The sequence below is a fragment of the Nocardia sp. NRRL S-836 genome, from assembly GCF_001279525.1.
Lineage (GTDB): Bacteria > Actinomycetota > Actinomycetes > Mycobacteriales > Pseudonocardiaceae > Lentzea.
Window position 1 is genome coordinate 184,372 of sequence record NZ_LGDY01000114.1, and the last position, 23,287, is coordinate 207,658.

Genomic DNA, 23,287 nt, shown 5'->3' on the forward strand with positions numbered 1-23,287 from the left:
CCAGGATTGTGCAGAACAACCGCTTACCGGCGCCAGCCCGCGTTCCTACTGTGACCTGCAACCTGAGGAGGTCCGAGGAGTGGCTCTCGACTACGCGGTGATCGCCGCCTACGTGCTCGGCATGATCGGCATGGGCTGGTGGGGCCTGCGCCGCGCCACCAGCAGGAGCGAGTACCTGGTCGCCGGACGCAGGCTCGGCTTCGCGATGTACTCCGGCACCATGTCCGCCGTCGTGCTCGGCGGCGCGTCGACCATCGGTGGCGTCGGACTCGGTTACAAATACGGCATCTCCGGCGCGTGGATGGTGTTTGCCATCGGGCTCGGCATCCTGCTGCTGAGCGCCCTGTTCGCGCGCCGGATCGTGCGGCTCAAGGTCTACACCGTCTCCCAGATGCTCGACCTGCGCTACGGCGGCAGCTCGTCGCGGGTGTCCGGCGCGGTGATGTGGGCGTACACGCTGATGCTGACCGTCACGTCCACGATCGCGTACTCCACGATCTTCACCGTCCTCTTCGGACTGCCGAAGGCCGTCGGCGTGGTCGTCGGCGGCAGCATCGTGGTGCTGTACAGCGTTCTCGGCGGCATGTGGTCGATCACGCTGACCGACATCGTGCAGTTCGTCGTGAAGACGATCGGGATCCTGTTCCTGCTGCTGCCGATCTCGCTGTCCGCGGCGGGCGGTTTCGACGGCATCCGGGAACGCCTGAACGACCCGGCGGTGTTCGACGTCGGCAACATCGGCGTCGGCACGATCGTCACCTACCTGCTGATCTACGTGTTCGGCCTGTTGATCGGGCAGGACATCTGGCAGCGGGTGTTCACCGCGCGGTCGCCGGAGGTGGCCGTGGCCGGTGGCGTGACCTCCGGGCTGTACTGCCTGGTCTACGCCGTGGCCGGTGCGTTGATCGGCACCGCGGGCAGGGCGCTCTACCCCGGCATCGCCAACTCCGACGAGGCGTTCGCGACGATCGTGGAGAACCTGCTGCCGACCGGTGTGCGCGGGCTCGTGCTCGCCGCCGCGCTGGCGGCCATGATGTCCACGTCGTCCGGTGCGCTGATCGCGTGCGCGACCGTGGCGTCCAACGACATCTGGAAGCGCGGCAACAAGGGTGACGGCGACGTGCACTCGAACCGGATGTTCACGCTCGTGCTCGGTGTCGTCGCGATCGGCATCGCGGTGGCGCTGAACGACGTCGTGGCCGCGCTGACCGTGGCCTACAACATCCTCGTGGGCGGCCTGCTGGTGGCGATCCTCGGCGGGCTGGTGTGGAAGCGCGGCACGCAGATCGGCGCGATGGCGTCGATGGCGATGGGCTCGCTGACGGCGATCACGTTCATGGTGCTGGACGGCGTGCTCGCCGACTCCCCCATCTACTACAGCCTCGGCGCGTCGCTCGTGACGTACGTCGTGGTCAGCCTCGCCACCCCGCCCACCGACCCGGCCGTGCTGGCCGCCTGGAACCGGCGCGTGGCCGGCGGTGCGACCGAAGAGGAGCTGGTGAGCTCGTGATCGGCCCCGTCGACTCCTCGCGGGTGCCGCGCTACGCGGGCCCCGCGACCTTCGCCCGGCTGCCGCGCCTGGACCAGGTGCCGCACGCGGACGTCGCGGTGGTGGGCGTCCCGTTCGACACCGGCGTCTCGTACCGGCCGGGCGCGCGGTTCGCGCCCGCGGCGGTGCGCGAGGCGTCCCGGCTGCTCCGCCCGTACCACCCGGCGCTGGACGTGTCGCCGTTCGACCGGGTGCAGGTCGTGGACGGCGGGGACATCGCGGTCAACCCGTTCCACATCGGCGAGGCGATCGAGACGATCGAGGCCGCGGCCACCGGCCTGCAGTCCGGCGGCACCCGCCTGGTGACGATCGGCGGCGACCACACGATCGCGCTGCCGCTGCTGCGGGCCGTGTCGCAGATCCACGGACCCGTTGCGCTGCTGCACTTCGACGCGCACCTCGACACGTGGGACACGTACTTCGGCGAGCCGTACACGCACGGGACGCCGTTCCGCCGCGCGGTCGAGGAAGGCGTCCTCGACACCTCGGCGATCTCCCACGTCGGCACGCGCGGACCGTTGTACGGCAAGAAGGACCTGGAGGACGACCGGCGGCTCGGGTTCGGGATCGTGACCTCGGCTGACGTCCTGCGCCGAGGGGTCGACGAGACGGTCGACGCGCTGCGGCAGCGGATCGGGGCCCGGCCGGTGTACGTGTCGGTCGACATCGACGTGCTGGACCCCGCGCACGCGCCCGGAACCGGGACACCGGAGGCCGGGGGCATGACGTCGCGGGAGCTGCTGGAGATCCTGCGCGGGCTGCGGGGGCTGAACCTGGTCGGAGCGGACGTGGTGGAGGTGGCACCGGCCTACGACCACGCGGACATCACCTCTGTGGCAGCCTCGCACGTGGCGTACGACCTGGTGAGCTTGATGGCGTTGAAGGAGGAGACGTGATGACCACGGCGCCATCACCTCTGTGGCAGACAGCGCCCATGGTGGCGTACGACCTGGTGAGCTTGATGGCGTTGAAGGAGGAGGACGCGTGACCGTGTCCCGCACCGGCGGTGACCTCGTGGTCGAGACGCTGGAAGCACTCGGCGCGACCACCGTGTTCGGCATTCCCGGCCAGCACGCCCTGGGCCTGTTCGACGCGTTGCGGCGGTCGGAACTGCGGTACGTGGGTTCGCGGACCGAGGTCAACGCCGCCTTCGCCGCCGACGGGCACGCGCGGATCACCGGTTCGGTGACGCCGTTGCTCGTGTCGACCGGGCCGGGTGCGTTGCAGACGCTGGCCGGGTTGCAGGAGTCGGCCGCTGCTTCGGCGCCCGTGCTGGGGATCTCGTCGCAGATCCCCAAGGCCGGTCTTGGCGGCGTGCGCGGCGGATATCTGCACGAGCTGACGGACCAGCTGGCGTCGTTCCGCGACATCGTGAAGCACGCGCGCGTTGTCCGGCACGCGTCGCAGATCCCGTCGGCGCTGACCGAGGCGTGGGAGATCGCGCTGACCGCGCCCCACGGGCCGGTGTGGCTGGAGATCCCGCAGGACGTGCTGCTCGGCCCGGCCGGCGTGCCGCCCGTGACGACCGTGTCGTGCTCACCGCGCGAGCTGCACCCGCGGCCGGAACTGGTCGCGGAGGCCGTGCGGTTGCTGGACGGCGCGCGACGCCCCGTGATCCTCGCCGGTGGCGGTGCGTCCGGGCCCGAACTGGCCGAGCTGGCCGAGAAGCTGCGCGCGCCGGTGGTGAGCACGTTCGGCGGCAAGGGCAACTTCCCGTGGGAGCACCCGCTGTCCGCGCAGTCGTGGCTGGAGGACCGGCACACCACGGAGTTCCTCGCCGACGCCGACGTGCTGCTCGTCGTGGGGTCCGGCTTGGGCGAGCTGTCCAGCAACTACCGGACGTTCCGGCCGCGCGGCACCGTGGTCCAGATCGAGGCGGACCTCGGCAAGCTGGAGTCGAACTACCCCGCCCTGGGCATCCACGCCGACGCCCGGCACGCGTTGCGCGCGCTGGTTTCCGGTGTCACGGCAAGGGATGCCGACGGCGTCGCCGAGCGGCGGGTCGCGGAGCTGTTGTCGTCGGTGGGCGACCGCCTGCGCGGCCAGGACCTCGACCTGGAGCTCGGGGTGCTGCGGGCGTTGCGCGCCGCCGTGCCCGACGGCACGCCGACCTGCTGGGACATGACGATCCTCGCCTACTGGGCCTGGTCGGCCTGGGACCCGCGCGGCGGCGCGCAGTTCTCCGCCCAGGGCGCGGGCGGCCTCGGCTACGGCTTCCCGGCGGCACTGGGCGTTGCGGCGGCGCACGACGGCCCGGTGCTCGCGGTCTCCGGCGACGGCGGCGCCATGTACGGCATCTCGGAACTGGCCGTCGCCGCCCAGCACGGCTCGCGCGTGGTGTGGCTGATCGTGGACGACGGCGGCTACGGCATCCTGCGCGAGTACATGACCGACGCGTTCGGCCAGGCCACCGGAACCGAGCTGACCCGCCCGGACTTCGTGGCCCTCGCCGCGTCGTTCGGCGTCCCGGCCACCCTCAGCTCGCCCGAGTCCCTGCGCGAGGACCTCGCCAAGGCCTTCGCCGGACCCGGCCCGCACGTGGTGGTCCTGCCCGCCGTGCTGCGCATGTTCGCCCCCACGCACCTGGAGCACCCGTGATCGTCGCGAACTTCATCAACGGCACCTCTTCGGCCGCCACCGACACCTCGCCGCTCGTCGATCCTGCAACAGGTTCCGAGTTCGGCCGTGCCGTCGTCTCCCGTGCCGGTGAAGTCGACGCGGCCGTTGCCGCGGCCGCCGACGCCTTCGTCCCGTGGTCGCGCACCACCCCTTCGGAACGCCAGCAGGCGTTGCTGAGGCTCGCCGACCTGGTCGAGGCGCACGCGTCGGACCTCGCCGACGCCGAGGTCCGCGAAACCGGCAAGATCCGCTCAGTGGTGCTGGAGGAGGAGATCCCCCAGTGCGCCGACCAGCTCCGCTTCTTCGCGGGCGCGGCGCGTGCCCTGTCGTCCGCCTCCGCCGGTGAGTACCTGCCGGGCCACACCTCGTACCAGCGCCGTGAGCCCGTCGGCGTGATCGCGCAGATCACGCCGTGGAACTACCCGCTGATGATGGCCGTGTGGAAGATCGCCCCAGCTCTGGCCGCCGGCAACACGGTCGTGCTGAAGCCCGCGGACACCACCCCGTCGTCCTCGGTGCTGCTCGCATCGCTGGCCTCTCAGGTCCTTCCCGCCGGAGCGTTCAACGTCGTGCTGGGCGACCGCGACACGGGCCGCCTGCTCGTGGAACACCCGGTGCCCGCCATGGTGTCGCTGACCGGCTCGACACGTGCCGGCGTGGAGGTCGCGCGCTCCGCCGCCGCAACCGTGAAGCGCACGCACCTCGAACTCGGCGGCAACGCGCCGGTCCTGGTGTTCGACGACGTGGACGTGGCCGCCGCCGCTTCGGGTGTCGTCGGTGCCGCGTTCTACAACGCGGGCCAGGACTGCACGGCCGCGTCCCGGGTCCTGGTGCACGCGTCGATCTTCGACTCGTTCGTCGAGGCGGTGGTGGAGGTGGCGTCGGCACAGGTTCCCGGGGTCGACTTCGGACCGCTCAACTCGCAGGCGCAGCTGGACCGTGTGCTGGGGTTGCTGTCCCGGTCCTCTGCGGTGGTCCACTGTGGAGGGAAGCGGTACGGGTCGGCCGGGTTCTTCCTGGAGCCCACGGTGGTTTCCGGGCTGTCGCAGGACGACGAGCTGGTGCAGGAGGAGGCGTTCGCGCCGGTGATCACCCTGCAGGCGTTCGGCTCGGATGAGGAGGCCGTGGCGTTGGCCAACGGGGTGCCGCAGGGGTTGGCGTCGTCGATTTGGACGCGTGATGCCGGGCGTGCGGCGGCTTTGAGCGCGCGGTTGGATTTCGGGATCGTGTGGGTGAACACGCACGGGCTGGTGGCGTCGGAGATGCCGCACGGTGGATTTGGGGCGTCGGGGTACGGGAAGGACCTGTCGATGCACGGGTTGGAGGACTACACGCGCGTGAAGCACGTGATGATCGCCCACTGATCACGTTCCAAAGCGTCACCGCCTTGGGTCCGGACAGCGATGCTCAAGGGGCCCGTTGGTCGGGTGCGGCCAGCCCGATCTCCGGGTGCAACAGGTCGCCGGGCAGATCGGCTTCGCGCGCTCCGGTGAAGCTGATGTCCAGAGCCGGGTCCTCCGAGCGGTACCTCACCGTCTCACCGCTCTCCTCACGCGTGAACTTCCACGGCAGGAAGACCCGGAACACGTCGGTCGCGTCAACCCAGCCCTCCGCCATCGCGATCAACTCCCCACCTCGGCCTGTACGTGCGGGTGTTCCTCCAGCAGTGCATCGCGCAACGGACCGAGGATCACCCGGACGATTTCCGCACCCTTGGTCAGGACGGTCATCAGTGGGCGGCCGTGTCCGTCACAGGCCAGGTGGATCTTGGTCGAGGGACCGCCTCGGGACCGGCCGATGGCATGATCATCTGGTTCGGGCTGCCCGCTACCCGACCCGCCCGCCCCCTGTGTGCGCCGCCGCGCGGCGACGGGCACCGGCCGCGTGCTGATGGGCACGCACGATGCTGGAGTCGACCGAGACCTCCCGGTCCAGCTCGTCGATCGCCTCCGCGATCACCCGCACCTTCGACACCAGCATGGTCAGAGCAACCTGCTTCGAGGACGGGCCCTAGCGCGGAAACCGGCCCGGTTCCGGGCAGAACCGGGCCTGACCCGTCTCAGTCCAACCGCGCGGGTTTCTCGTACGGGATCGCCTTCGCCAGCTCGCTGAACTGCTTGGCGTACTCCCACACCTCTTCCCGCGGTCGGCCGACCATGTCGAGATAGCCCTCGTCGGTCGGTGCGATGTTGTTCAGCACGGTGATCACGCTGAGCATCAGCACGAGCTCGGATCGGCTCATCGTCAGCTTGGCTTCCTGCCCGGTGATTTCAGCTTCCACGGCTCCAACTCTTCCAGTTGGTGCCGACCGCGGACTGACCTGCCTCGCCGGTCAGCCGTGGTGCAGCTCGGACGGGATCGCCTTGGCGAGCTCGCTGAACTGCAGGGCGTACTCCCAAACCGCTTCGCGCGGACGTCCGACCATGTCTACATAAGCGAGGTCGGACGGCATGCTGCTGTCCAGCGTCGTGATGACGCTGAGCAGCATCACGAGTTCGGACCGGCTCAAGGTCAGCCTGGCTTCCCGCCCGACGATCTCGGCTTCCACGGTTATGGCTCCCCACCCATCTCATACCTGCTGTTCATCCTCGGTTTCCACTCCCGCTCGGCCGCGTAGACGATCAGCGGACCTCGACGGTCACGCCGTACCAGACCTGCAGCGACGCGGCCAGGTCCGCGCCGGCGTAGGCGGGGATGTGCGCCTGCCACCACGGCCTGTCGTCGCGCACCGGCTCGGGCAGCAGCAGCGCGCGGAACCGGGCGTCGAGCTCGGCGAGCCGTTCCGCCACCCACGGCGGTTCGGCGCCTCTGGCGAGACGGCGCTCGATCCCGTCACGCACCGAGAGGTCGTACATGTACTCGTCGATGTTGTCGTGGTACGAGTCCTCGACGAAGTCGATGACCTGTTCCCACTGGTCGAGCAGCGCAACGCTGGACACCCCCATGTCTTCATAATCTCGCAGTGGACCTTCGCGCGCGCTGCAATTTCGGGACAACGGCCGTTGACCTCCATTTAACTGGAGCTCCTAGCGTCACCCGCATGTTCGCGATTCGGCAGTACGAGTTCGGCCCGGCCTCGACCCTGCGCTTCGAGGAGGTGCCCGATCCCATCCCAGAACCGGGTCAGGTGCGCGTCACCGTGGCGGCCGCCGGTGTGCACCTGGTCGACACGACCATCCGGCAGGGGCGGTTCGGGCCCGTCGAGTTCCCCATGACGCCGGGACGGGAGGTGGCCGGTGTCGTCACGGCGCTGGGGGACGGTGTCGAGGGCGAGTGGCTCGGGCGGCGGGTGGTGGCGCACCTGGGGCAGGCCAGTGGCGGGTACGCGGAGCTGGCCGTGGCCGGTGTGGGGGCGTTGCACGCGGTGCCGGACGACGTGTCGTTCGAGGCGGCCGTGGCCATGATCGGCACCGGGCGCACGGTTGTGGGGGTGCTCGACGCGGCGAAGCTGACGGCGGACGACGTGGTGCTCGTGACGTCGGCGGCGGGTGGGATGGGGGCGCTTCTCGTGCAGGAGGCGCGCAACGTCGGGGCGCGGGTGGTCGGGCTCGCGTCGGGGGCGAAGCTCGGTCACGTGATGGACAACGGTGCCGACGCTGCCATCGACTACACCCTGCCCGGCTGGTCCGACGGGCTCAAGGACCTGACCGTGGTGCTCGACGGGGTTGGCGGGGAGGTCGGCACGGCCGCGTTGCGGACGCTCGGGACGGGTGGGCGCACGATCATCTACGGGTGGGCGTCCGGGGAGGCGGCGGACACCCGTGCCGAGAACCTGTTCCCGAAGAGTCTGACCGCGACGGTCGCGCTGGGGCCGGGGCTGATGCGGCGGGGGCTGCGGGTGTTGGAGGAGGAGTCGATGGCGGGGCTGGCGAGCGGGCGGTTCGTGCCGTTGGTGAACCCGGCGTTCGCGTTGCGCGACGCGGGCAAGGCGCACGAGGCGCTGGAGGCCAGGGGGACCGTCGGCAAGGTCGTGCTCAGGCCGTGAGAGGAGGGCCGTTCCCGCACCGGGAACGGCCCCTCTCGGTCGGCGTCAGGCCTGGACCGGGACCTCGACGAACTTCTTGCCCGCGGTGTTCTCGACGACGACGGACTTGACGTCGTTCGGCGCTACCAGCGCGGAGCCGTCGAGGTTCGTGCCCTCGGCGGCGCCCTTCTTCGACACCAGCCACGAACCGGCCTCCTGGCGGCTGCCGTCCTTGGCCACCACGAAGATCCGGCACTTCTCGCCCTCGGGGATGCCGTTGATCGCGAGGTTGGTCCGCACCCAGCCGGCGGCCGGGACGATCTTCACGGTCATCGACGCGCCGGTCGCCGGGTCGGTGGCCGTGGCGAACCTGGTGCCCGCCGGGTCGGGGGCGACGGTCGGCGGCGTCGGCTGGGCGATGGTGCCGTCGGGTGAGGTGACCTTGCCGACGAAGACGCCGGCGCCCAGCACCAGGGCGGCCACCACCGCGGCGGCGGCGCCCAGTGCGAACTGGCGGCGACGGGCCACGCCGCCGCGTTCCGCGCGCACCTGGCGCAACGTGCGCTGCAGCACCAGGTCTCCGCCCTCGGGCGGGCCGTCGAGCACCGCCTCCGGCGGCACCTCACCGAGGTAGGCCTCCATGGCGCGCAGGTCGTCCAGCTCACGGGTGCAGTCAGGGCAGGACGCCAGGTGCTCGTCCATCGCGCGCACCTCCTGCTCGTCGAGCGCTCCCAGGACATAGGCACCCAGCAGCTGCGGGTCGTGCTGCGTGGTCATCCGGCCACCCCCTTCAGTGCGACCTGTTGACCGACGAACGTCTCCCTCAGGGCTCGCAACGCGTAATACGATCTCGACTTCACCGTTCCCGGTGGCACCCCCAGGGCCTCTGCCGCCTCCGTGACGCTGCGGCCGCGGAAGTAGATCTCCATCAGCACGTCCCGGTGGTCCGACGACAACCGGTCGAGGGCCTCGAGCACCACCACCGAGTCGACCACCTGGTCCGCGTGGTCGCGCTCGACCGGGGGCGTCGCGGGCGACTCGGCCACCTCCTGCGGGCGCGCCGCCTTCGCGCGGAACCGGTCGGTGACGATGTTGCGCGCGACGGTCAACAGCCAGCCGCGCACCGATCCCTTGCCGTTCACGAGGGCGTCGGGGTGGCGCCACGCGCGGACGAGGGTCTCCTGGACCACGTCCTCGGCCGCCGCCCGGTCGCCGGTCAACCGCGTCGCGTACGCCAGCAGCGCGCGACCGTGCTCCTCGTAGAGCGACCGGATCAGTGCCTCGTCGGCCGCTGTCTCCCGTTTGCGGGAGAACAAAGCCGCCATCCACCCACTCCTCCCCGCCCACGAACACCTCTTGTGGGCGTCCTGTTCCAAGACCTCAGCCGACACACGAGCGGGCGGTGGCTTCGGTTCAACGAAGTTCCAGCGAAAGTGAGGCGGATGCTAGCCGGGCTGGTCCCCGGTGCGGGACCGCGGCTCAGCGCGTGCGGTTCAGGTGCGCGACCAGCTCGTTCATCACGGCGGCGGGCATGACGTTGATGAACATGGCGTGGTCGGTCGCCGGGTCGCGCAGCTCCTCGGCGAAGCTGTCGATCGCGAACGGGCGGCCGGGCGGGACGTCGTAGCCGACGGTGACGTGCAGGCGCGGGATGGGGAACGTCTTCGGCGGGCAGGTGCCGCCGGGCAGCGCGAACACGACGTGGGTGCGGTGCGAGGCGCTGTCGGTGTTGTTGCCGTCCCAGCAGCTCGGGAAGTCGTAGCCGCGCAGGGTCCGCACCCCGGCCGGGCACAGCGGGTACTTCACCGTGTACCGGTCCGGCTGGTCGGCGCAGCCCCACCTGGCGCGGGTGTGGGGGCCGTAGCCGTCGGTGAACGCGCTGGGGTCGCCGGTGATCAGGCGCAGGAACCTCGGCATCGGCAGCACGTCGCTGACCGGGCTGCCGTCGTAGCGGATCTCCACGCTGGCCGGCGCCAGCACCTCGCCGGTGTTGCCGTGCAGACCGCCGCCGTCGGCGTGCGCGTCGTGGCCCGTGCCGTCGGTCAGGCGCAGCACCGGCCAGTAGTAGGTCGAGCGGTCGTCCTTCTCGCACGTCGACGTCGCCTGCGCGAGAGAGGTGTTGGTCGACATCGCGTTCGCCGACTCGTTGCCCACGTACTCGTGGGTGTGGTGCGCACCGAACGGGATGCCCGGCGACACGACGGGGTTGTCGGCGTTGAGGTGGCGCTGCTCGTTCGTCCCGCAGCGGATGACGACGCCGGGGGTGCTCGGCTCGTCAACGGTCCGGTCGAGCTCGCTCACGAACATGTCGGCGCCGGGCGTGCCGTTCGACGTGCCACCCAGGAGGACGATTCCGGCGGTCACGACGACGACCACCGCGAGCACCGCGACCACGACGGTCGCCGGTCTGGTCCGTGCCACGGCCACAGCTTGCCCTGTGCGACGGATCGGCGACAGACCGAGGTACCGCTTCCGTTCCGCACGCTGCCCGGCCGGTGTCGCGTCGACGCACGCGGGGAGCTTTCGCACGGCAGAAGCGCACGAACGCTCCCCCAGTGCGTTGACGTGCAGGGATGGTTCGTCGAGACGCGAAGTCAGGCCGCGGTGACCAGCGGCCGGCGGTCGTGGGTCACGACGCTCACGCCGGAGACGTCGGCCGCCCGCACCATCGCGGACCCGGCCAGCGTCACCTCGCCGGGGTCCGCCCGCCACGACCCGGCGGTGAGCGTCCGGCCGTCCTTCGTGTGCACGACCAGCCAGCAGGCCTCCCCGTCCCGCACGCCGTCGACCGTCGCGACGAGCCGCAGCCCGCCCTCGGTGTCGGTGACCCGCACGGCCAGGTGCGCGCCCGCCTGCGAGGTGCCCTGCAGAACCGCGTCGGCATCGGGACCCTGCCCGAGCCACACCCCTCCGGCGAGCACGCCCGCGACCACGAACGACGAGGTCAGCGCCGTGATGCGGCCGCGCCGCCGCACGGCGCGGTGTCTCTCTTGGCGGACCGAGCCCAGTGTGCGCCGCAGGACGTGGTCCGCGTTCGGTGGTGGGCCGTCGAGTGCGGCCTCCGGTGGTAGCTCTTCCATCAGCATGTGTCGATCTCGTTCAGCTCGTCGAGGTGCCCGGGGACGTACCGGTGCCGTGCGCGGGCGGACGCGGCAATGGACACGTGACGCGGGAACACTGCACTTCTTCTTCTCCTTCTCCAGTCCCGCGCTCGTGCGGTGACCGACACCTTCAAAACGGGTCTGCGAGGAACTTGGTTCAACGTGGACACACCGAGGTTGTGGAACCCGCAAAGCACTCGCGTCAAGCGGTTGACCTGGGACGTCAGCGCCTTCTAAGGTCTCATATATGATGTATGACCGGGTGGAGGCGCCACCTGCGTCGCGAACGGACTTCGTTCTGGAATCGATCAAAGAAGCGATTCTCAACGGAAAGCTGAAGCCCGGTCAGGCGCTCGTGGAAACAGATCTCGCCGCGTGGCTGGGTGTCTCGAAGACCCCGGTGCGGGAGGCGTTGAAGACGCTCGCGGGTTCCGGGCTGGTCGTGATGAGCCCGTACAGGGGCGCTGCCGTCCGCACCGTCGACGCCGCGATGGCCGCCGCGGTCCACGACGTGCGCATGCTGCTGGAACCCGAGGCGCTGCGCCGCGCGGTCCTGCGCGGGGCCTCGTTCGACGCGGCCGCGGACGCGCTGGAGGACACCGAGGACCTCGCGCGGCGCAGCCTGGCCAACCGGCGGTTCCACCGCGCGCTGTACGCGGGGTGCGGCAACCCGCTGATGGTCCAGATCCTCGACGGCCTGCGCGACCAGGCCGCGCTCGTCGCGGTCGCCGGCTGGGGCCTGCACCCGACCTGGGAGGCCGAGGACGCGGAGCACCGCGCCATCCTCGCCGCCGCCGTCGAGGGCGCGCACGACGTGGCCGCCGACCTGCTGCACCGCCACATCCAGACGTTCGCCGACCGACTGGCCGAGGAGCTCCCCGATGTCGTTCGATGACCTGTCCGACCAGCTCGCCTCCGTCGTGGCGATCACCGTGACGCCGTTCGACGCCGACGGTGCCGTCGACGAGAAGAACTACGCCGCCGTGGTAGACCGGATGGTGGAGGGCGGGATCTCCGTCGTCACGGCGAACGGCAACACCAGCGAGTTCTCCACGTTGTCGGCGGCGGAGACCGAGCGCGCGCTGCGGATCACCGTCGACACCGCCGGCGGGCGGGCGTCGATCATCGCCGGGGTCGGGCACGACCTCGACACCGCCGTGAGGGCCGCACGGTTCGCCGACGCGCACGGCGCCCAGGGCGTCATGATCCATCAGCCGGTGCACCCGTACGTGTCGCTGGACGGCTGGGTCGACTACCACCGCGCGATCGCGTCCGCCGTGCCCGAGCTGAGCGTCGTCCTCTACGTGCGCACCCCGCGGATCGGCGGCGCGCAGATCGCCGCGCTGGCCGACGCGTGCCCGAACGTCGTGGGCGTGAAGTACGCGGTGCCGGACCCGGTGCGGTTCGCCACGGTGGCACGCGACGCCGGCATCGACCGGCTGACGTGGGTCGCGGGCCTCGCCGAGCTGTCCGCGCCCGGCTACTTCGCCGTCGGCGCAACGGGTTTCACCTCCGGGCTCGCGAACGTGGCGCCGCAGCTGTCGGTGCAGCTCCTCCGCTGCCTGCAGGCAGGCGAGTTTGGTGCGGCGATGGAGCTGTGGGAGTTCGTGCGGGGGTTCGAGGAGCTGCGGGCGGCGAACGAGTCGGCGAACAACGTGTCCGTGGTGAAGGAAGCCTTGGCACAGCTGGGTTTGTGCCGCCGCGACGTGCGCCCGCCCGCCTCCGTGCTGAGTGAGGCCGACCGCTCCGCCGTGGGTGTGCTGCTCGACTCGTGGAGCATGCTGTGAGGTTGCGCAGCGCCGAGTGGTTCGACGGCGAGGGGCTGAGGGCGTTCTCGCACAACGCCCGCATGCGGCAGCTCGGCCTGAACCCGGCCGAGCACCGGGGAAAACCCGTCATCGCGATCCTGAACACGTGGAGCGGCATCAACCCGTGCCACATGCATCTGCGCGAGCGCGCGCAACAGGTCGAGCGCGGTGTGTGGGAGGCGGGCGGGTATCCGCTGGAGTTCCCGGTGTCGACGCTGTCGGAGACCTTCCAGAAGCCGACGCCCATGCTGTACCGCAACATGCTGTCGATGGAGGCGGAGGAGGTCCTCCGCTCGTACCCGGTCGACGGCGCGGTGCTGATGGGCGGCTGCGACAAGACCACGCCCGCGTTGCTGATGGGCGCCGCCTCCGCCGGCCTGCCCGCGGTCTTCGTGCCGGCGGGCCCGATGTTGCGCGGGCACTGGCGTGGGCAGGAGCTCGCGTCCGGCACGGACATGTGGCGGTTCTGGGACGAGAAGCGCGCCGGGACGATCACGGACACCGACTGGGCGGAGATCGGGTCGGGGCTGGCCCGCTCCCCCGGCACGTGCATGACGATGGGCACCGCGTCGACGATGACCGCCGCCGCTGAGGCGCTGGGCCTGACGCTGCCCGGTGCGTCGTCGATCCCGGCCGTGGACTCGGCGCACCACCGGATGGCGGCCGCGGCGGGCATGCGGGTGGTCGAGATGGTCCGCGAGGGACTCACGATCAACGACGTGCTGTCCGCCGAGGCGTACGAGGACGCGGTCCGGACCGTGCTCGCGCTGGGCGGGTCCACGAACTCGTGCATCCACCTGATCGCGATGGCCGGGCGGTCGCAGATCCCGTTGTCGCTGAACGACTTCGACCGGCTCTCACGGGAGGTGCCGGTGCTGGCGTCCGTGCAGCCCGCCGGCGAGCACCTCATGGAGGACTTCTACTACGCCGGCGGGCTGCGCGGACTGCTGTCGCGGTTGACGGACTCGTTGCACCTGGACCGGATCACCGTCACCGGCCGCACGTTCGGAGAGGACCTGGCGGGTGCCGAGGTGTACGACGCCTCGGTGATCCGGCCGCTCGACGACCCGATCTCGGCCGAGGGCGGGCTCGCGGTGCTGCGCGGCAACCTCGCGCCGGACGGTGCGGTGATCAAGTACGTGGCAGCCGATCCCGCGCTGTGGAAGCACACCGGGCCCGCCGTGGTCTTCCACGGCTACCGGGACCTGCAGGCGCGCATCAACGACCCCGCGCTGGAGGTCACGGCGGACTCGGTGATCGTGCTCGCGGGCGCCGGCCCCAAGGGCGGACCCGGCATGCCGGAGTACGGGATGCTGCCGATCCCGGACAGGCTGCTGCGGGCCGGTGTCCGTGACCTGGTCCGGGTGTCGGACGCCCGGATGAGCGGAACTTCCTACGGTGCCTGCGTTCTGCACGTGGCACCGGAGGCGCACGTGGGCGGGCCGCTGGCGTTGGTGCGCGACGGCGACCTGGTGACGCTGGACGTCGAGGCGCGGGTGCTGCGCGTCGAGGTCTCCGACGAGGAGCTGGCCCGGCGGCGGGCCGCCTGGGTCGAGCCGGAACCGAAGTTCGAACGCGGGTACGGCGCGCTTTACCACGAGCACATCACCCAGGCCAACGAGGGCTGCGACTTCGAGTTCCTGTCCCGGCCCGGCACCAACCCCGAGCCCAACGCGCACTAGCCCTTCGACTCGGTGGTGCCGATCGTGGCGGGGAGCCCTTCGACGGCTTCCTGCCAGTCGTTCGTGCCGTAGAGCTCGGTGCGCAGGTACGCGGCCGCGAGCGAGCGGACGGCGTGCATGCGTTCCAGGTTCTCGTCCGTGGTCTCCGCGACGTCGTAGCCGGAGACACCGCCGAGCCCGTGCTCCGCGCCGGCCAGCGTGAGCAGCACCTTCGGTCCGGGCGCCAGGTGGTACGGGTCGGCGTGCCAGGCCGGTCCGGCGACGGTGAGGTGCGCGGAGGCGTCGTTGTCCCCGGCCACCACGAGCGCCGGCGTGGTCATGCCGGTGAAGTCCGAGGTCGCCATGAAGGAGTAGTTGTCCCTGGCGAAGTCGGTCACGGTGTCACCCCGGCCGGTGGCGGCGAGCAGCACGCCCGCCCTGATGCGCTCGTCGCGCAGGCTGACGCCCTCGGTGGTCATGCCCAGCAGCAGGCTCGCGGTGTGGCCGCCCATGGAGTGGCCGACGACGGCGATCCTGGTGGTGTCGAGGCGGTTCTCCAGCTGTGGCACGGCTTTCACGACCTCGTCGAGCCGGTCGACGACGTGTGAGAGGTCCTCGGCCCTCGACCGCCAGAACAGCGGCGCGCCGGGGGTGTCGGCGGGCAGGCTCAGCGTGCGGGAGCTGAGGTGCGTCGGCTGGAGGACGACGAAGCCCTGCTCGGCCCAGTAGTCGGCGAGCGGCGCGTAGCCGTGCAGGGAGGAGAGGTGGTTCGAGTAGCCCTGTCCGTGGGACAGCAGGATGATCGGCAGCTCGCTGCCCTCGGTCGGCGCGGAGACCTTGAGCTGCAGGTCGACGGGCCGTCCGGGGATGTGGAGCACGACGGGGCTCACCGTGAAGACGGTCATGGGGTTCCCTTCGAGTACGCTGTGCTCCGTAAGTGGAGCGACGTTCCGGAACGATACGGAGCACTGTTCCGCTTTGTCAACCGTCCCTCGAAGGGAGTGCCGTGCCTCCACGCAAGCGGGCCGACGCCGTGCGCAACGAGCAGACCCTGCTCGCCGCCGCGGCCGCGGTGTTCGTCCGGTCCGGTGTCGACGCCCCGATCCGTGAGATCGCGGGCGAGGCCGGCGTCGGCATGGGCACGATCTACCGGCACTTCCCCACCCGAGCGGACCTGGTCGTGGCCGTGTACCGGCACCAGGTCGAGTCGTGCGCATCGGCGGGCCCGGAACTGCTGGCGGCCAACGACTCCCCGCTCGTCGCGCTGCGCCGGTGGGTCGACCTGTTCGTGGACTTCCTGGTGACCAAGCACGGGCTGGCGCAGGCGATGCAGTCCGACGACAGCGGGTTCGCGGCACTGCACGCGTACTTCCTCGACACGCTGGGACCGGTGTGCCGGCAGCTGCTCGACGCGGCGGCCGCGGCCGGGGAGATCCGCGGTGACCTGCAGCCGTACGAGCTGATGCGCGGCATCGGCAACCTGTGCATCGGGCAGGACGACGCGCGGTACAACCCGCGCCGGTTGGTGTCGCTGCTGCTGGACGGCCTGCGCGTGTGAAGCTCCCGGCCGGGAACCCTTGCCCGGACCGGTCTTCCGGTCCGACGGCGTGATCCGCACCGGCCGACCCGTCATGATTGGTTGAACCGGCAGCTGAGGGCGAGGTACCAGTGGCAGTCACGATCCGCGACGTGGCACGCAGGGCGCACGTGTCGGTCGCCACCGTTTCGCGTGCGCTGACCTCCCCGGAGCTGGTGCGGCCGGAGACCAGGTCGCGGGTGCTGGCCGCCGCCACGGAGCTCGGCTACCAGCCCAACCGCGCGGCCCGCGGCCTCATCACCGGCAAGACCGGCAACATCGGCATCGTCGTGCCCGACCTCGACAACCCGTTCTTCACCGGCGTGCTCAAGGCCGTGCAGGCGCGGGCGGTGCAGGCCGACTACGCGGTGTTCGTGGCCGACAGCGACGAGGACCCGGTCGCCGAGGCGCAGCTGGTGCACGCGATGGCGAAGCAGGTCGACGGCGTCGTGCTGTGCGCGCCCGGCCTGGAGGACGAGCAGGTGTACGAGGCGGCCGGTGCGACGTCGCTGGTGCTGCTGAACCGGCGGCTGCCCGGCGTGCCGGCGGCGTTGATGGACTCGGCGGGCGGCATGCGGGCCGTGGTCGACCACCTGGTCGCGTTGGGACACCGGCGGATCGCTTACCTGAACGGGCCGCGCACGTCGTGGTCCAACCAGGAGCGTCGCCGCGGCCTGCTGTCGGCGGTGTCGCGCCACGGCGTGGACCTGGTCGACCTGGGACCGTTCGCGCCGCGCTACGAGGGCGGTCTGCAGGCGGCGGACCTGGCCGTGGCGGCGGACACCACCGCGATCATCGCCTACAACGACATCATGGCGCTGGGTGTGCTGGCACGGCTGCGGGACCGCGGGATCTCGGTACCCGGAGACGTGTCGGTGACCGGCTTCGACGACCTGACGTACGCGGCGCTGTGCTCCCCCGCGCTCACCACCGTCGCGATGCCCGTCGCCCAGGCGGGGCGGACGGCGGTGAACCTGTTGCTGGACTGGCTGGACTCCGACAACGCGGAGGTGCCGCAGATCGTGCTGGAGACGCAGCTGATCGTGCGCGGAACCACCACACCGCCCAGGAGGTGAAAAGGCGGCCCCGGCCAGCGCCTGGGGGGAGTGCGCTGAAAGCCGGGGCCGCGAAAGCGGCGGGCCCGAGGGGGGAGGGGGCCAAATGCCGCTGGTCCTACTCTGCACTGGGTTGGGGAAATCCGCCAGGGTGGATGTACCTGTTTTTGGATTTCTCGTACGTACGGGTTACGCGTAGAGGTCTTCGTACAACCCAGCGTGAAGACGGTGCACGACCGTGCGCTTGACCTTCAACGTCGGGGTGAGCTCGCCTTCCTCCTGTGACAGGTCCCTTGCCAGCAGCACGAACTTCTTCACCTGGGAAACACTGGCGAAGTGCGAGTTCGCTTCGTCGACAACTCCCTGCACGAGCGTGCGCACGTCCGGGTGAGCCACCAGTGACTCGATGTCAGCGGGAAGTCCACGTGACGCGGCCCAGGGCACGATCTCGTCCGCATCCAGTGTGATCAGTGCCACACAATAGGGTTTGCGGTCACCGAACAACACCGCGTGGGAGATCCACCGCGACTGGCGCAGCGCGTTCTCCACGTTGGCCGGCGCGATGTTCTTGCCACCCGCGGTGATGATGATGTCCTTCTTGCGCCCGGTGATCGTCACGAACCCGTCGGCGTCGATCTCGCCGAGGTCGCCGGTGTGCAGCCAGCCGTCCTGGATGGTCTCCGCCGTGGCCTCGGGGTTGCGCCAGTAGCCGGCGAAGACGTGCGGGCCGCGCATCAGCAGCTCGCCGTCCTCCCCCAGCGACATCTCCAGGCCCGCGATGCCCGTGGCGCCCACCGAACCGAGCTTGAAGCGGTCGAGGGTGTTGATCGTGCCGACGGCAGTGGACTCGGTCATGCCGTAGCCCTCCAGCACCGGCACACCGGCCGCGTGGAAGAACCTCAGCACCTCCGGTGAGATCGGCGCGGCACCGGACAACGCCTGCTGGAGCCGGCCGCCGAACACCGCGCGCACGTTGGCGAACAGCGCGTCGGCCTGCTCGAACGCCGCCGCCATCGCGGGCGGGACGGGTTCGCCCGCCGCCCTGCGGCGCCGCACCTCCAGGCCCAGGGTGACCGCCTGGGACAGCTGCGCGGGGTCCGCCGACGCGGTGACGACCGTGTAGATCTTCTCGAAGATCCTGGGCACCGAGGGCAGGTAGGTGGGCTGGACCTCGGCGAGCTCGGGCACGATCGCCTTCATGTCACCGCCGAAGTACGCCAGCTCACCGCCGCGGTACATCGTGCCGAACATGACGATCTGCGCGAAGACGTGCGCCAGCGGCAGGAACAGGTAGGTCGTGCCCAGCATGGCGTCGATGCGCGTCTCCTCGGCCACGCGGCACAGCGCGACCCAGTTCGCGTTGGTCAGCACGCAGCCCTTGGGCGGGCCGGTGGTGCCGGAGGTGTAGATGATCAGGCTCGGGTCGTCCGGCCTGATCGCGGCCCGGCGGGAGTCGAGCTCGGCGGCCAGCGGCGCGGTGCGGCCGGTGTCCTGCAGCTGCGCGACCGCGGGCCGGTCACCGGCGGGATCGATCGTGAAAACTGTTCGCAGTTCAGGGAGTTCGCCGCGCACGGCGTCGATCTTGGCGCACTGCGCCTCGTCCTCGGCCACCACGACGACCGCCCCGGAGTCGCTGACCACCCAGGCGATCTCCTCCGGCGTGCTGGACGGGTAGATCGGCACGACGATGCCGCCCGCCGCGAGCACGGCCAGCTCGACCGCCACCCACTCCCACCGGGTCTTGGCGAGCACGCACACCCGGTCCCCGGTGGACAGTCCGGCGTGGACGAACCCGGAGGCGAGGTCCAGCACCAGCTCGGCGACCTCGGCGAAGCTGCGCCGGTGCCAGCGGCCGTCCTGCTTGAACCGCCACGCCACCGCGTCGCCGTAGGCCTGCTCGGCGAGGAACGGCAGGTCGGCTATGCGGCGGACGGCTTTCACCGCGTTCGGGCTGGCGACTCCTGCGGTCATTGCGGCTCCTACGCGCATCGGGGGGAGGGTCACGCGGGAACGACCTGGACGCGGGTGCCGTTGAGGACGGCGGTCCCGGACAGCGGGTCGATCCGGAGGTCGTCGGTGAGGAGGTTGACGTTCACGCCGGCGTGCTCGCGGGCCACGGACATCCGCGTGCCCGGCTGGTCGTGGCCCCAGCCGTGCGGCATCGACACGACACCGGGTGCGATGTCGGCGGTGACCTCGACGAGCACCTCGACCTTGCCGACCCGCGAGGTCACCCGGGCGGTGGCGCCGTCGGTCAGCCCGATCCGCTGCGCGTCGCCGGGGTTGACGAGCAGCGTGCACAACGGCTTGCCCTTCACCAGCGCGGGCACGTTGTGCATCCAGGAGTTGTTGGTGCGCAGGTGCCGGCGGCCGACGAGGACCAGCTCGGTCTCCGGTGTGCGCAACGCCTCCAGCACCCGCGGCAGGTCGTCCACCACGGCCCGCGGGGTCAGCTCGACCTTCCCCGACGGGGTGCGCAGGATCTCCGGCAGACGCGGGGTGAGCGCGCCGAGGTCGATGCCGTGCGGGTGGTCGAGCAGCTGCCGCAACGAGATCCCGTACGCGCCGGTGCGGAGCTTGAGGTCCAGCAGGCGTTCCTCGCGGGTCTCGCCCTCCGGCTCGAAGTCGGCACCGAGCTTCTCCTCCAGCTCCGCGAGCTGGACCGCGGCGATCGCGTCGAGGTCGGCGTCCGGGCCCATGCCGCCGAAGATGGTGGCCAGCCGGAAGAAGATGTCGGTCTCGTCGACGCGGTCGGGCTCCAGCGCGATCGGTGCGCGCGAGTACTTCACGACGTTGCGCACGGAGTTGTTGAAGAACGCGAGGTCGTAGTGCGCACGGCGGGACGGCGGCGGCGTGGGCAGGATGACGTCGGCGTGCCGGGTGGTCTCGTTGAGGTACGGGTCGACGCTGACCATGAAGTCCAGGCCGGCCAGCGCTTCGCTCACGCGCGCGGAGTTCGGCAACGACAGCGCGGGGTTGCCGCCGATCGTGACCAGCGCGCGCACCTGACCCTCGCCGGGCGTCTCGATCTCGTCCACCAGCGTGACGGCCGGGAGCTCCCCCATCACCTCGGGGTGGCCCTTGACCCGGCTGTGCCAGCGGCCGACGCCGAAACCCTTGCCGCGCCCGGGACCGCGCCGGGCGTGCGCGGGCAGCGGCCACATCACGCCGCCGGGCCGGTCGAGGTTGCCGGTGAGGACGTTGAGCGTGTCGACGGCCCACGACGCGACCGTGCCGAACTCGACGGTCGTGGTGCCGATGCGGCCGTAGACCGCCGCACGGTCGGCGGACGCCAGGCGGCGGGCGAGGTCGCGGATCGTGGCGGCGTCGACGCCGGTCCGCCCGGCCACCGCGTCGGGGCCGAAGCCGGCGACGAGCGCGCGGATCGGCGTGTGGTCGGTGACGTGCCCGGCGAGGTCCTTCAGGTTCACGAGGTCCTGCGCGAACAGCTCGTGGATCAGCGCCAGCAGCAGGAACACGTCGGTGCCCGGCCAGATCACCACGTGCCGGTCGGCGGCCTGGGCGGTGCGGCTGCGGCGCGGGTCGACCACGACGAAGGACCCGCCGCGCCTGCGCAGCTCCCGGAACCGGCCCGGCGCATCCGGGACCGTCCACAGGCTGCCGTTGGAGGAGAACGGGTCCGCGCCCAGCACCAGCATGAAGTCGGTGCGGTCGATGTCGGGCACCGGGATCGAGAAGACGCTGCCGTACATGTAGCCGCATTGGACGTGCTTGGGCATCTGGTCGACCGTGCTCGCCGTGAAGACGTTGCGGCTGCCGAGCGCCTTGCGCAGCGGACCGGCGTAGAGGCCGCCCGCGAGGGAGTGCACCACCGGGTTGCCCAGGTACATCGCGACGGTGTCGCGGTCGGGGAAGTCCTTGAGCCGTGCGTCGATGTACGAGAACGCCTCGGCCCAGGTGGTTTCCGCGAACTCGCCGTCCCGTTTGACCAGCGGCGCGCGCAGCCGGTCCGGGTCGGCGTCCAGCGTGCCCAGCGAGGCGCCCTTGGGGCACAGGAAGCCCTTGCTGAACTCGTCGTCGCGGTCGCCGCGCACGCTGGTGATGCGGTCGCCGTCGACCGTCAGCTCCAGCCCGCACGTCGCCTCGCACAGCGGGCAGGTCGTGAACACGGTGCTCATGCGTCCCCTTGTCCGGCCGTTGTTACCAACGGGTACTAGTCGGCGGCCACCGGGCGCAACCGCCCGGCCGAGGTCAACCCGAACAGCTCACTGACCGCCCTCGCGATCATGTCCGGTCGTTGCAGGGTGTGCTCGAAACGGAACCCGATCACGGCCCGCGACCCACCCAGCAGACCGGTCAGCGTGACCGATTCGTCCTGGTCAGCGCCATAGCAGACGATCCGCCCGAACGGCGCGAGCGCGTCCAGGGAGGCCTGCAGCGCGCCTCCCGCGTCGAGCACGACGTCGACCTGCCTGCCCCCGTTCGCCCCGACCAGTCGCTCGGCCAGACCGTTCCGGCCGGAGTCGACGGCGACGTCCGCGCCGAGCTTCAGCACGGTGCGCCGGCGGGCCTGGCTCGATTCCGTGGCGATCACACGGCCCGCAGCGAAGCTGCGCGCGAGTTGGACAGCTATCGCGCCGACCTCGCTCGCCGCGTCGTGCACGACGATCGACTCATCGGGCCTGAGGTGCGCGCACGTGCGGAGGAGGTGCCACGCCGTGGTGCCTGCTCTGGCCAACGCCAGCGCTTCGTCGTCGGTGACACCGGCGGACACGGGCAGGTGCAGCCGGCCGGCGACCACGACGACGCGGCGCCCGCCGTCCTCGACCCTGACCTCGTCGACCGCCCCGGCTGTGCCCATGCGGCCCATCCCACCGGGCCTGCGGCGGCGGGCTGTAGTGCGGCTTCCACAACAGCTAAGGATCAGCGCAGCTCAGCGGTCGGCTGCCGTGGACCGGTCACCGACCGAGTGCGCCCATGCGGGTGTGCCGGGGCGTGCGGACTGGTCAACCCACGTCCACAAGAGCAGCATGTGCCCGTGAACGCCGCATTTCGCAGCGTGGCGACCATCGCCGCGGTCGCGCTCGCCTACTTCGCGACCGCGCAGGTGGGCCTGGTCCTGGCCCTCGTCGGAGGTCAGGTCACCCCGCTGTGGCTGCCGACCGGCATCTCGGTCGCCGCCCTGTTCCTGTTCGGGGGACGCATCGCCCCCGGCATCGCGCTCGGCGCCCTCGCCGCGAACGTCACCCTCAACGGGCTCGGCCCCGCGATCCTGATCACCGCGGGCAACACCGCGGCTCCGCTGGCCGCCTGGTACCTGCTGACCCGCTGCGGCTTCCGCACCGAGCTGGACCGCCTCAGGGACGCGGTCCTGCTGGTGTTCGTCGGGGCGTTCGGCGCGATGCTGGTCAGCGCGCTCGTCGGTGCCTTCGCGCTGCGGATCTTCGGCGTCATCCGGTGGCACGAGGTCGCGGCCGTGTTCTCCGTGTGGTGGACCGGCGACGCGATGGGCGTGCTCGTCTTCACGCCGCTGCTGCTGACGTTCCCCCGCACCTGGCGGGCACCGGGGGTGCGAGCGCTCGAGGCCGCGGCGATCCTCGTGGCCACCGCTGGGCTGTCGCTGTTCGTGACCACCTCCCAGGCGCGGTTCCTGTTCCTGGTGTTCCCGATGCTGATCTGGGCGGCGCTGCGGTTCCAGCACGCGGTGGCGGCACCCTGCGCGGTGATCATCTCGGTGGCGGCGGTGCTGTCCGCCGCGTCCGGCAGCTTCGCCGAGTCCGGCCTGCTGACCACGATGATCGTGCTGCAGGCGTTCAACGGGTCGGTGGCACTGACCGGACTGATCCTCAGCGCGATCACGAGCGAGCGGAACCAGGCCAGGCAGGCGATCGAACGCGCGTGCGAGCAGCTGGCCGAGACCGTGACGCGCTACCAGGAGGAGGGCGTGCGCAAACGGCTCGGCCGCGTCGTGCCGCCCGCGTGATCGCCGTTCT

General features: G+C 70.9%; 24 protein-coding genes. 11 read left to right on the top strand and 13 right to left on the bottom strand.

From position 1 onward, the window contains the following. Positions 1-121: 121 nt before the first annotated feature. The 4 genes from ADL03_RS28805 to ADL03_RS28820 all read left to right on the top strand — a co-directional run bounded on the left by ADL03_RS28805 (position 122) and on the right by ADL03_RS28820 (position 5,532). The gene (locus ADL03_RS28805; RefSeq protein ID WP_082373563.1) at positions 122-1,510 is read left to right on the top strand and encodes a sodium:solute symporter; all 1,389 of its coding nucleotides are present in this window, start codon (positions 122-124) and stop codon (positions 1,508-1,510) included. Then, a complete protein-coding gene (speB, locus tag ADL03_RS28810; protein WP_053736690.1) occupies positions 1,507-2,445 on the top strand; it encodes an agmatinase in 939 nt (312 codons plus the stop codon). The genes ADL03_RS28805 and speB overlap by 4 nt, the downstream gene beginning before the upstream one ends. A gap of 88 nt (positions 2,446-2,533) precedes the next feature. Then, positions 2,534-4,147, top strand: coding sequence for a thiamine pyrophosphate-binding protein (locus tag ADL03_RS28815; protein ID WP_053736691.1), 1,614 nt, complete (start codon positions 2,534-2,536; stop codon positions 4,145-4,147). Continuing rightward, complete coding sequence (locus tag ADL03_RS28820; RefSeq protein ID WP_053736692.1) at positions 4,144-5,532, top strand: aminobutyraldehyde dehydrogenase; 1,389 nt, start codon at positions 4,144-4,146, stop codon at positions 5,530-5,532. The genes ADL03_RS28815 and ADL03_RS28820 overlap by 4 nt, the downstream gene beginning before the upstream one ends. A gap of 43 nt (positions 5,533-5,575) precedes the next feature. Here the strand turns inward: ADL03_RS28820 and ADL03_RS28825 are convergent, their stop codons facing one another. The 5 genes from ADL03_RS28825 to ADL03_RS28845 all read right to left on the bottom strand — a co-directional run bounded on the left by ADL03_RS28825 (position 5,576) and on the right by ADL03_RS28845 (position 7,113). Further along, positions 5,576-5,794 (bottom strand): hypothetical protein, encoded by a 219-nt coding sequence (locus ADL03_RS28825; protein WP_053736693.1) that lies wholly within the window; start codon positions 5,792-5,794, stop codon positions 5,576-5,578. A gap of 201 nt (positions 5,795-5,995) precedes the next feature. Beyond that, positions 5,996-6,148, bottom strand: coding sequence for a hypothetical protein (locus ADL03_RS50890; protein WP_369809032.1), 153 nt, complete (start codon positions 6,146-6,148; stop codon positions 5,996-5,998). A 79-nt stretch (positions 6,149-6,227) separates the two neighbouring features. Further along, positions 6,228-6,449, bottom strand: a complete 222-nt coding sequence (locus ADL03_RS28835; RefSeq protein ID WP_053736694.1) for a hypothetical protein — start codon at positions 6,447-6,449, stop codon at positions 6,228-6,230. Between the two features lie 51 nt (positions 6,450-6,500). Then, complete coding sequence (locus ADL03_RS28840; protein WP_053736695.1) at positions 6,501-6,716, bottom strand: hypothetical protein; 216 nt, start codon at positions 6,714-6,716, stop codon at positions 6,501-6,503. 73 nt (positions 6,717-6,789) lie between these two features. Continuing rightward, the gene (locus ADL03_RS28845; protein ID WP_053736696.1) at positions 6,790-7,113 is read right to left on the bottom strand and encodes a hypothetical protein; all 324 of its coding nucleotides are present in this window, start codon (positions 7,111-7,113) and stop codon (positions 6,790-6,792) included. 95 nt (positions 7,114-7,208) lie between these two features. Between ADL03_RS28845 and ADL03_RS28850 the strand changes: the two genes are divergently transcribed. After that, on the top strand, positions 7,209-8,153 hold the full coding sequence (locus tag ADL03_RS28850) for a zinc-binding dehydrogenase (RefSeq protein WP_053736697.1): 945 nt from the start codon (positions 7,209-7,211) through the stop codon (positions 8,151-8,153). Positions 8,154-8,198: 45 nt separating this feature from the next. Here the strand turns inward: ADL03_RS28850 and ADL03_RS28855 are convergent, their stop codons facing one another. The 4 genes from ADL03_RS28855 to ADL03_RS28870 all read right to left on the bottom strand — a co-directional run bounded on the left by ADL03_RS28855 (position 8,199) and on the right by ADL03_RS28870 (position 11,218). Next, positions 8,199-8,909, bottom strand: coding sequence for an anti-sigma factor (locus ADL03_RS28855; RefSeq protein ID WP_053736698.1), 711 nt, complete (start codon positions 8,907-8,909; stop codon positions 8,199-8,201). Then, positions 8,906-9,457 (bottom strand): sigma-70 family RNA polymerase sigma factor, encoded by a 552-nt coding sequence (locus ADL03_RS28860; RefSeq protein ID WP_053736699.1) that lies wholly within the window; start codon positions 9,455-9,457, stop codon positions 8,906-8,908. The genes ADL03_RS28855 and ADL03_RS28860 overlap by 4 nt, the downstream gene beginning before the upstream one ends. A 154-nt stretch (positions 9,458-9,611) precedes the next feature. Continuing rightward, entirely contained in the window at positions 9,612-10,553 is a 942-nt protein-coding gene (locus ADL03_RS28865) for a DUF1996 domain-containing protein (protein WP_197288720.1), read from the bottom strand. Between the two features lie 173 nt (positions 10,554-10,726). Next, on the bottom strand, positions 10,727-11,218 hold the full coding sequence (locus ADL03_RS28870) for a hypothetical protein (protein ID WP_053736700.1): 492 nt from the start codon (positions 11,216-11,218) through the stop codon (positions 10,727-10,729). Between the two features lie 265 nt (positions 11,219-11,483). Between ADL03_RS28870 and ADL03_RS28875 the strand changes: the two genes are divergently transcribed. The 3 genes from ADL03_RS28875 to araD are packed head-to-tail and all read left to right on the top strand — an operon-like array spanning position 11,484 to position 14,723. Beyond that, complete coding sequence (locus tag ADL03_RS28875; RefSeq protein ID WP_053736791.1) at positions 11,484-12,128, top strand: GntR family transcriptional regulator; 645 nt, start codon at positions 11,484-11,486, stop codon at positions 12,126-12,128. Then, positions 12,115-13,020 (top strand): dihydrodipicolinate synthase family protein, encoded by a 906-nt coding sequence (locus tag ADL03_RS28880; protein WP_053736701.1) that lies wholly within the window; start codon positions 12,115-12,117, stop codon positions 13,018-13,020. Before ADL03_RS28875 ends, ADL03_RS28880 begins: the two co-directional genes overlap by 14 nt. Next, positions 13,017-14,723 carry an L-arabinonate dehydratase gene (gene araD / locus ADL03_RS28885; RefSeq protein ID WP_231642372.1) on the top strand — a complete coding sequence of 569 codons (1,707 nt, stop codon included), beginning with the start codon at positions 13,017-13,019 and terminating at the stop codon, positions 14,721-14,723. The genes ADL03_RS28880 and araD overlap by 4 nt, the downstream gene beginning before the upstream one ends. On the opposite strand, the gene ADL03_RS28890 is transcribed toward araD, so the two are convergent. Continuing rightward, positions 14,720-15,607 carry an alpha/beta fold hydrolase gene (locus tag ADL03_RS28890; RefSeq protein ID WP_053736703.1) on the bottom strand — a complete coding sequence of 296 codons (888 nt, stop codon included), beginning with the start codon at positions 15,605-15,607 and terminating at the stop codon, positions 14,720-14,722. The two genes, araD and ADL03_RS28890, sit on opposite strands and share 4 nt — an antisense overlap. A 101-nt stretch (positions 15,608-15,708) precedes the next feature. Between ADL03_RS28890 and ADL03_RS28895 the strand changes: the two genes are divergently transcribed. Together ADL03_RS28895 and ADL03_RS28900 are read left to right on the top strand one after the other, a co-directional pair. Continuing rightward, entirely contained in the window at positions 15,709-16,260 is a 552-nt protein-coding gene (locus ADL03_RS28895; protein WP_053736704.1) for a TetR/AcrR family transcriptional regulator, read from the top strand. A 131-nt stretch (positions 16,261-16,391) separates the two neighbouring features. Next, positions 16,392-17,354 (top strand): LacI family DNA-binding transcriptional regulator, encoded by a 963-nt coding sequence (locus ADL03_RS28900; RefSeq protein WP_197288721.1) that lies wholly within the window; start codon positions 16,392-16,394, stop codon positions 17,352-17,354. 168 nt (positions 17,355-17,522) lie between these two features. Here the strand turns inward: ADL03_RS28900 and ADL03_RS28905 are convergent, their stop codons facing one another. From ADL03_RS28905 to ADL03_RS28915, 3 genes are read right to left on the bottom strand one after another with little or no spacing between them, the layout of a single operon-like run. Further along, positions 17,523-19,304 carry a long-chain fatty acid--CoA ligase gene (locus ADL03_RS28905; protein ID WP_053736706.1) on the bottom strand — a complete coding sequence of 594 codons (1,782 nt, stop codon included), beginning with the start codon at positions 19,302-19,304 and terminating at the stop codon, positions 17,523-17,525. Positions 19,305-19,333: 29 nt separating this feature from the next. Further along, the gene (locus tag ADL03_RS28910; RefSeq protein ID WP_053736707.1) at positions 19,334-21,472 is read right to left on the bottom strand and encodes a molybdopterin oxidoreductase family protein; all 2,139 of its coding nucleotides are present in this window, start codon (positions 21,470-21,472) and stop codon (positions 19,334-19,336) included. Positions 21,473-21,507: 35 nt separating this feature from the next. Beyond that, entirely contained in the window at positions 21,508-22,155 is a 648-nt protein-coding gene (locus tag ADL03_RS28915; protein WP_053736708.1) for a zinc-binding dehydrogenase, read from the bottom strand. Positions 22,156-22,332: 177 nt separating this feature from the next. Here ADL03_RS28915 and ADL03_RS28920 point away from each other — a divergent pair, with 177 nt between their 5' ends. Next, entirely contained in the window at positions 22,333-23,277 is a 945-nt protein-coding gene (locus ADL03_RS28920; RefSeq protein WP_197288722.1) for an MASE1 domain-containing protein, read from the top strand. Positions 23,278-23,287 lie beyond the last annotated feature (10 nt).

Coding starts and splice junctions, on each gene's coding strand:
- ADL03_RS28910 (WP_053736707.1), bottom strand. CDS start 21,472: ATGAGCACCGTGTTCACGACCTGCCCGCTGTGCGAGGCGACGTGCGGG.
- ADL03_RS28850 (WP_053736697.1), top strand. CDS start 7,209: ATGTTCGCGATTCGGCAGTACGAGTTCGGCCCGGCCTCGACCCTGCGC.
- ADL03_RS28845 (WP_053736696.1), bottom strand. CDS start 7,113: ATGGGGGTGTCCAGCGTTGCGCTGCTCGACCAGTGGGAACAGGTCATC.
- ADL03_RS50890 (WP_369809032.1), bottom strand. CDS start 6,148: ATGCTGGTGTCGAAGGTGCGGGTGATCGCGGAGGCGATCGACGAGCTG.
- ADL03_RS28915 (WP_053736708.1), bottom strand. CDS start 22,155: ATGGGCACAGCCGGGGCGGTCGACGAGGTCAGGGTCGAGGACGGCGGG.
- ADL03_RS28870 (WP_053736700.1), bottom strand. CDS start 11,218: ATGCTGATGGAAGAGCTACCACCGGAGGCCGCACTCGACGGCCCACCA.
- ADL03_RS28890 (WP_053736703.1), bottom strand. CDS start 15,607: ATGACCGTCTTCACGGTGAGCCCCGTCGTGCTCCACATCCCCGGACGG.
- ADL03_RS28880 (WP_053736701.1), top strand. CDS start 12,115: ATGTCGTTCGATGACCTGTCCGACCAGCTCGCCTCCGTCGTGGCGATC.
- ADL03_RS28905 (WP_053736706.1), bottom strand. CDS start 19,304: ATGACCGCAGGAGTCGCCAGCCCGAACGCGGTGAAAGCCGTCCGCCGC.
- ADL03_RS28875 (WP_053736791.1), top strand. CDS start 11,484: ATGTATGACCGGGTGGAGGCGCCACCTGCGTCGCGAACGGACTTCGTT.
- ADL03_RS28855 (WP_053736698.1), bottom strand. CDS start 8,909: ATGACCACGCAGCACGACCCGCAGCTGCTGGGTGCCTATGTCCTGGGA.
- ADL03_RS28805 (WP_082373563.1), top strand. CDS start 122: ATGATCGGCATGGGCTGGTGGGGCCTGCGCCGCGCCACCAGCAGGAGC.
- ADL03_RS28860 (WP_053736699.1), bottom strand. CDS start 9,457: ATGGCGGCTTTGTTCTCCCGCAAACGGGAGACAGCGGCCGACGAGGCA.